Annotated in this window: 6 protein-coding genes; 4 read left to right on the top strand and 2 right to left on the bottom strand. The window is 61.4% G+C overall.

Annotation, left to right across the window (positions count from 1 at the left end; translation table 11 throughout):
- Nucleotides 1–79: 79 nt before the first annotated feature.
- Nucleotides 80–2614, bottom strand: coding sequence for a CS1-pili formation C-terminal domain-containing protein (locus BLO97_RS09935; RefSeq protein WP_092223383.1), 2535 nt, complete (start codon nt 2612–2614; stop codon nt 80–82).
- 126 nt (nt 2615–2740) lie between these two features.
- Entirely contained in the window at nt 2741–3226 is a 486-nt protein-coding gene (locus BLO97_RS09940) for a CS1 type fimbrial major subunit (protein ID WP_092345727.1), read from the bottom strand.
- Between the two features lie 428 nt (nt 3227–3654).
- Between BLO97_RS09940 and BLO97_RS09945 the strand changes: the two genes are divergently transcribed.
- The 4 genes from BLO97_RS09945 to purT all read left to right on the top strand — a co-directional run bounded on the left by BLO97_RS09945 (nt 3655) and on the right by purT (nt 6981).
- Nucleotides 3655–4218, top strand: a complete 564-nt coding sequence (locus BLO97_RS09945; RefSeq protein ID WP_072345585.1) for a PadR family transcriptional regulator — start codon at nt 3655–3657, stop codon at nt 4216–4218.
- Complete coding sequence (locus BLO97_RS09950) at nt 4215–5000, top strand: siderophore-interacting protein (protein WP_092345729.1); 786 nt, start codon at nt 4215–4217, stop codon at nt 4998–5000. Before BLO97_RS09945 ends, BLO97_RS09950 begins: the two co-directional genes overlap by 4 nt.
- Nucleotides 5001–5230: 230 nt before the next feature.
- Complete coding sequence (locus tag BLO97_RS09955; RefSeq protein ID WP_092223379.1) at nt 5231–5698, top strand: preQ0 transporter; 468 nt, start codon at nt 5231–5233, stop codon at nt 5696–5698.
- Nucleotides 5699–5799: 101 nt separating this feature from the next.
- A complete protein-coding gene (gene purT / locus BLO97_RS09960; RefSeq protein WP_063324546.1) occupies nt 5800–6981 on the top strand; it encodes a formate-dependent phosphoribosylglycinamide formyltransferase in 1182 nt (393 codons plus the stop codon).
- The last annotated feature ends 106 nt before the right edge of the window (nt 6982–7087 follow it).

Raw genomic sequence — 7087 nt, forward strand, 5'->3', positions numbered from 1 at the left:
CATCAAAGCGAATCCCTGCAAGTTGGAGAAAGAACCTTCACGCGGGGCGCACACCTTGCTCCCCGCGACACATCAGGAATCAGGAGCGCTGCCGGTCCTTGCCGGTCTCGCCCAACGAGTTATCTGCCAGGGTGTCCGGCGTGCAGCGCAAATCACCGATCATCAACACATCGCCTTCGCGGTTGGCGTTGTCCGGGTCGAGGCGGAACCGGCAGAACAATTCACTGCCGTAGCGCACTTCCAGGGTGGGTGAGCTGGCGTTCATTTCCATGGAGAAAAACCCGTCCGCCTCGCTGACGCCGCGGCTGGCGTGGTTGATCACGTGGTGGCCCCGAAGCGGCTCGCCCTGTTCGTCCACCAGGCGCCCGAGTACGGTCACGGTTTTCATCACCTGGACCTTGCGGTAGTCCACGCCGCCTTTGTTCAGGTGATAACGGGTCCGCGCAGGCTCGATATTGGCCGCCGGCGGATGCACGCCCTCGAAGTCGAAGGTCACCATGCTGTTCTTGTAGGCGGTGATGGGGATGAAGTTGCGCCCCGGGCGTAACGCCGTGCTGCCACCGGTCAAATCGTCGGCACGCAGGGCGACATCGTCCAGGTCGGTTTCCACGTCGACGATCAGGCCCGCGCCGCGCCCTTGGGGCAGGCCGGTGAAGGCGGCTTTCTGGCTGCCCACGGCGACGGTGCTGCTCAGGTTCAAGCCGCCGGTGAGGTTGTCGTTATAGGACGAACGCTGGACGAAACCGTCGCCATACAGCGAATCGGTCATGAAACTGCCGATGCCGGACAGCCCCACGCCATAGGTGTCGGCCATTGCCGTGGCGGAGACACTTTGCAAGACGTGGTCCTGCAGGTCCCGGCGATAGGTCACAGAGGCATTGTGGTCGCGGTCGCCGTCCCGCGATGTGCGGGTGCCGATGCTGCCCGACCAGTACTCGCCCGGCCCACCCAACGCGACACTGATGCTCAGGTCGACGCCGCGGTTGCGCCGGTCGGCGGTGCTCGACGTACCAGGGCGGTCGAACACCGACAGCCGCCAGTTGGCATCGCTGCCGCCCAGCTTGCCGCGCTGGGTCCAGCCCAGGTCCAGGCCGGTGCCTTGGACATTGCCTTCGCTGTAGGCCAGCCGTCCATTGATGGAGGTCTTGTTGCTCAAGCGATGGTTGACCGACAGCGAGGAGTTGCTGGTTTGGCCGACGAACACGTTGCGTTGGCGGATGCGGGTGCCGTCCGGCCGGGTTTCATAGGTGTTGCGGGTGTCCAGCCAACTGCGGTTGTGGCTCGCCACGACGCTGCCATGGCCATAACTGTACAGGCCTTGCACGTCCATGCCGGTGCCGTACTGCTGGGTCTGATAGACGTTGGCGTACAGGTTGGTGTTGCTGGCCAGCGTCCAGTCCACCGAGGTGCCCACTTGCAGTTTGTCCTGCACCTGACGCGTGGAGGCGCCCAGGATCACCCGGGGATGCAGCAGGTAGTTGAGGCCCACACCCGCCGTGGTGAAACCCGAGGGCTGGTCTTCCCAGTTGCTCCAGAGCCTGGTTTCGCGTCCGGCGAACAGGTTGTAGCGCCAGCGATCCTCGGAATTGCTCCAGTTATTGGGTTTGTACACCAGCTCCTGGCTGGTGGCGGTGGTTTGCCCGTCCTCGATCAGGCGCACTTCCACTTCATAGATGCCGCCGGGCAAGGGCCGGGTGTCCAGGCTCTGCAAGCCGGCACTGACCGCCTGAGAATTGATCAGCAGCCCGTTGCGATAAATCTCCACCGAAGCCTGGCGGCTGGCGGTGACATAGATGGGGTAGACGCTGGGCTTGGGGTTTTCCACCACCAGGCTGTCGGAGCTGCCGTACATGACGCCGAGCGCCGTGTCGGGGTTGGCCCCGAACGAACGGATCTGACGGTTCAAGCCATCGGAACTGGGCGTGAAATAACCCAGGCGGAAAAAATTCCCTTCCATCTCCCGTTGGGTGTAAAGCTCGTGGACGGCGTGGTACAGCTTGTCGTCCGGGCCGCCAAGACGCGAAAGCTGAAGGTCCAGTGACTGGCTCCAGTTGCCCACGCTGGAACTGGCGTTGAGGCCATAACGCCCGCCAGTGTCCTGTTCCTGGCCACCATTGATATTCAGTTGGTTGTTGAAGATCAGGCCGAGGCTGCCGCCTTCCGGCTGATCGTGGTAACGCTTGGTTTCGTTGGCTCGCTCCACGTCCCTGGTCAGGATCGACACCAATGAATTTTCCAGACTGTAATGCACAGCCAGCAGCCCGGACGGGCAGCGGCTTTCACAAGCGCCCAGCCTTTGTCCCTGCTTGAGATGCTGCTCCCATTGATCGCGCTCGGCAGCTTTTATCGAGCTGTCCTGCGTGTCGGTGAATTCGAGCAGGGTAATACGATCATCCCGCGTCAAGACCACCATGGCTTCACCGAGGTACTGTTGATTGAGTTCAACACGAACCGCCAAAGGCACATCGAAAAAGTGCGATTCAAACTCAGCCGGCAAACCCTTGGCCTGGGCTAGCAGGCTCTTGGGTGTGGTACCGGGGGCAGTCGGCGCAGCCAATGCACTCGCGCACAGAAACAGCGCGAGGGCACCCGCGATGGGTGTCATCGGAAACATCAACGGATTCTCATAATCAACGAACGATCAGGGCGTTTCGGGTGCGGGCCGCCCGGCAGGGGAGCGCCGGACGGCCTGCGGCAATGCCCGTGCAATGAGGTGAACCTCAACGGGCATCGAGCGGCATCACGGGCGTGGCACGGCGTCGAAGATCACAGTCATGTCGGCGGTGTACAGGCCGTTCTGGGTATCCAGGGGCTTGTCCGCGACGATGGTCATGTCAGCCTGGGTGCCTGGAGTGGAGGTTGCATCATCCACCACTTCCTGAGGGGTGGCGGACAGGGTGATGCCGTTGAACTTGGTGGTCAGGGCGATGGCGTCACGGCCGTTGTACAGCGCCGCCGGGCCACCCTCGATGTAGGCATGGACCGAACCGTTGGTGTTCTTCACGTCGAAGGTCTGGCGCAGGGAAGTCAATGTGCCGGCGACGAGGTTGTAGCTCATGACTTCATCTTTACCGAAGTTCGGGTCACGTGGCTGCACATGGAACTGCAGGGTCGGGATGTTCGCGGTGATATGGATCGAGGAGCGCGCATCATCAGCGGCGAACGCCGCCGAAGAACCCAGGGCAGCAGCGACCAGAGCAGTACCGGATACGAATTGTTTGAGCATGTTGTTAACACCTGTTCTTGACATAAAGAGAAGGGTTGAAAGTTGCAGGCCAATAACCGCTTGGCCTGCCCCCTTCAACGCCGGGGCATGATCGGCTCTCTTTAATCAAAAATAAGCAGGCACTTTCCCATAAGCATGTAGTACTTCGTGCATATAGCACGAAGAAAAAGAAGCCATTTCTTATAAAGTTGAAGTTTGGCTGTCAGAAACAACCCACATTGCCAGCCTACACGCTACTCAATCATTACAAATGTATGCAGCCCGTATGCTTGTCACCCCGGGTCTAGAGCTTTCATGTAAGGTTTTTTCCGAACCCAAGTAAGACCTTGCGAATAAAAATACATCTTAGTTCCAGAAACTTATCAAAGATATATCTTCAAATAAAGATATATCTAAGTTTTATCTTATGCAGAATGGAGAGCGCGCATATGACAGTCACTTATTCCCTTCCCAAGAACGATGGACTTGAACAACCCACGGCAGTCCGTGAGCGTGGCAGCCGGGGTCCACGGGTCTTCGCCTCCGGCGATCTGAAGCTGCTGTTGCTGGCGCTGATTGCCGAACAGCCTTGCCATGGCTATGACCTGATCCGTCGGATCGAAAATATGTTCGACGGCGCCTACAGCCCCAGCCCCGGGGTGATCTACCCGACCCTGACCTTCCTGGAAATGAGCACGATGGTGACCTGCGGCGTCGAGGACGGGAAAAAATGCTACAGAGTGACCGACGCCGGACGTCTATCCCTTGAGGAGCAAGCCGTGGCGCTGGATGAGGTAAGGATGCGTATTGAAGCCAGCAAACGCGCCCTGCGCGGACAGGACCGCCCCGCACAAATCCATGAAGCGGTGTATAACCTGCGGCATGCGCTGCACAAGCACCCCGGGCATTGGACCCCGGAGGAGATCAAGCGGGTAAGCGACTTGCTCAACGACACCGCCAAAGCCATCATCGACGGCCTCGACCGTCCACCCGTTTCGGAGTCAACGCCATGACTGCAGTCGATCCAAACACCATTCACCGTGTCAATCACGAGGTCAAACGCCGTCGCCTGGAAGTCTTGCGGGTGCAGGACCTGACCCCGCGCATGCGCCGTATCACCGTCGGCGGACCGGAACTGGCCGGGTTCGTCAGCCTGGGCACGGATGATCACGTCAAGCTGTTTTTCCCGCAGAACGCTGAGGAACGGGCGGCGCTGGAAAGCCTCAACCTCAGCGCCGGCAAGGCCCAGGGCGCGCTGCCGCAAATGCGCGACTACACCCCGCGCCGCTATGACCTGGACACCCTGGAGATGGATATCGATTTCGTGCTCCACGGCGACGGCCCTGCCTCGACCTGGGCGTCCCAGGCAACGCCGGGGCAGCACCTCGACATCGGTGGGCCACGGGGTTCGATGATCGTGCCGGACATCTTCGACAGCTACCTGCTGATCGGCGACGAAACCGCCCTCCCCGCCATCGCCCGCCGCCTCGAAGGCCTGGCGCCGAACCGGCGTGCCTTGGTGGTGGTGGAAGTGGAAAACGGCGCCGAGCAGCAGGTCCTCCAGAGCCCGGCGCAGGTGCATGTGATCTGGGTGCTGCGCGAAGGTCGCCAGGATAACCTGCTGACCACCGTGCAGCAGTTGGATATGCCCGGTGGCAAGCTCTACGCCTGGGTCGCCACCGAGAGCAAGGTGTCGCGGCAGATTCGCAAGGTGTTGCTGGACGAGAAAGGGTTGGATCAGGATTTCGTGAAGGCTGTGGGGTATTGGAAGGCGGAGGGGAGTGAGGAGGAATGAGCTATTGGCGGCGGCTAAACTACCCATTGAGCGACACAGAACTCCGTGGCGAGGGAGCTTGCTCCCGCTGGGCTGCGCAGCAGCCCCCCTCTCAAAGACCACTCAATTAACCTGATCCACCGGGTTGCCTGGTTTGGGGCCGCTTCGCGCCCCAGCGGGAGCAAGCTCCCTCGCCACGGGGAATATCGCTATCCTTCAATATTTGGCACGACATTTCACCAGGTACCCCCATGCTCTTCCTGATCGCCTACATCGCCAGCGTCGTGCTGATCAACTTCGCGTTTTCCGCCGCGCCGCACCTGGACATCATCTGGTCGGCCTGGGGCGGGCTGGTGTTTATCCTGCGGGACATGGTGCAGACCCGTTTCGGCCATGGTGCTATCGCGGCGATGCTGGTGGCTCTGGTGTTGTCCTATGTCACCTCGGATCCGACCATCGCCCTGGCCAGTGCCACGGCGTTTGCCGTGTCCGAGTGCATCGACTGGCTGGTGTTCACGATCACCAAACGCCCATTGCATGATCGGCTATGGATCAGTTCGGCCCTGAGCATTCCGCTGGACACGTTCATTTTCTTCGGCCTGATCGACGCTCTGACGCCTGCCGTGGTGATCACCGCCCTGCTCTCGAAATTCGCCGGGGTCACGGCTGTCTGGCTGATCATGGCCTGGCGTTTGCGCAAGCAAACCGTCGCCACCTGAAGCCAAAACCCGCAGTTCATGTAAAATGCCGCGTTTTCTCCCCACGGGAAGCTCGCCCGGCGTGCAACCCTCGACGACCGCTCCTGTTTGAGGACCTTCAGATGACCCGTATCGGAACTCCCTTGTCGCCCACCGCGACCCGCGTTTTGTTGTGTGGCAGCGGTGAGCTGGGCAAGGAAGTGGTAATCGAGCTGCAGCGCCTGGGCGTTGAAGTGATCGCCGTGGATCGCTACGCCAACGCGCCGGCCATGCAAGTGGCCCACCGCAGCCATGTGATCAACATGCTCGACGGCGCCGCCCTGCGTGCGGTGATCGAGGCCGAGAAGCCGCATTTCATCGTGCCGGAAATCGAAGCCATCGCCACCGCCACCCTGGTGGAACTGGAAGCCGAAGGCTTCACCGTGATCCCCACCGCCCGCGCCGCGCAGTTGACCATGAACCGTGAAGGCATCCGGCGCCTGGCCGCCGAAGAACTGGGCCTGCCGACCTCGCCGTATTTCTTCGCCGACACCGTGGAAGACTATCGCAAGGCCGTCGAAACCCTGGGCTTCCCGTGTGTGGTCAAGCCGGTGATGAGTTCGTCGGGCAAGGGGCAGAGTCTGCTGCGCAGTGCCGACGACGTGCAGAAAGCCTGGGACTATGCCCAGGAAGGCGGCCGTGCCGGCAAAGGCCGGGTAATCATCGAAGGCTTCATCGACTTCGACTACGAAATCACCTTGCTGACCGTGCGCCATGTCGGCGGTACCACGTTCTGTGCACCGGTCGGTCACCGTCAGGAGAAAGGCGACTACCAGGAATCCTGGCAGCCGCAAGCCATGAGCCCGGTGGCCCTGGCTGAATCCGAGCGCGTCGCCAAGGCAGTGACCGAGGCCCTGGGTGGTCGCGGCCTGTTTGGCGTCGAGCTGTTCATCAAGGGTGATCAGGTGTGGTTCAGCGAAGTCTCGCCACGTCCGCACGACACGGGCCTGGTGACGCTGATTTCCCAGGACTTGTCGCAATTCGCCCTGCACGCCCGCGCCATTCTCGGCCTGCCGATTCCGTTGATCCGCCAGTTCGGCCCATCGGCTTCGGCGGTGATCCTAGTGGAAGGCCAGTCGACCCAGACCGCTTTCGCCAACCTCGGCGCCGCCCTGAGCGAGCCGGACACCGCCCTGCGCCTGTTCGGCAAGCCGGAAGTCAACGGCCAGCGCCGCCTGGGCGTGGCCCTGGCCCGCGACGAATCCATCGAAGCCGCCCGCGCCAAGGCGACCCGGGCTTCGCAGGCCGTCAAGATCGAGTTGTAAGGCTGGCCCCCCCCCGTGGCGAGGGAGCTTGCTCCCGCTGGGGCGCGAAGCGGCCCTAAAACCCGGCGACACGGTAGATCAGGTTGATTGAGTGAGCTTGAGAGGG

It is taken from the genome of Pseudomonas sp. NFACC05-1 (assembly GCF_900100135.1).
In the GTDB taxonomy this organism is placed as follows: Bacteria; Pseudomonadota; Gammaproteobacteria; order Pseudomonadales; family Pseudomonadaceae; genus Aquipseudomonas; species Aquipseudomonas fluorescens_Q.

Excerpts from the sequence above, each read along its gene's own strand:
- BLO97_RS09935 (WP_092223383.1), bottom strand. The coding sequence starts at position 2,614 with ATGTTTCCGATGACACCCATCGCGGGTGCCCTCGCGCTGTTTCTGTGC.
- BLO97_RS09940 (WP_092345727.1), bottom strand. The coding sequence starts at position 3,226 with ATGCTCAAACAATTCGTATCCGGTACTGCTCTGGTCGCTGCTGCCCTG.
- BLO97_RS09945 (WP_072345585.1), top strand. The coding sequence starts at position 3,655 with ATGACAGTCACTTATTCCCTTCCCAAGAACGATGGACTTGAACAACCC.
- BLO97_RS09950 (WP_092345729.1), top strand. The coding sequence starts at position 4,215 with ATGACTGCAGTCGATCCAAACACCATTCACCGTGTCAATCACGAGGTC.
- BLO97_RS09955 (WP_092223379.1), top strand. The coding sequence starts at position 5,231 with ATGCTCTTCCTGATCGCCTACATCGCCAGCGTCGTGCTGATCAACTTC.
- purT (WP_063324546.1), top strand. The coding sequence starts at position 5,800 with ATGACCCGTATCGGAACTCCCTTGTCGCCCACCGCGACCCGCGTTTTG.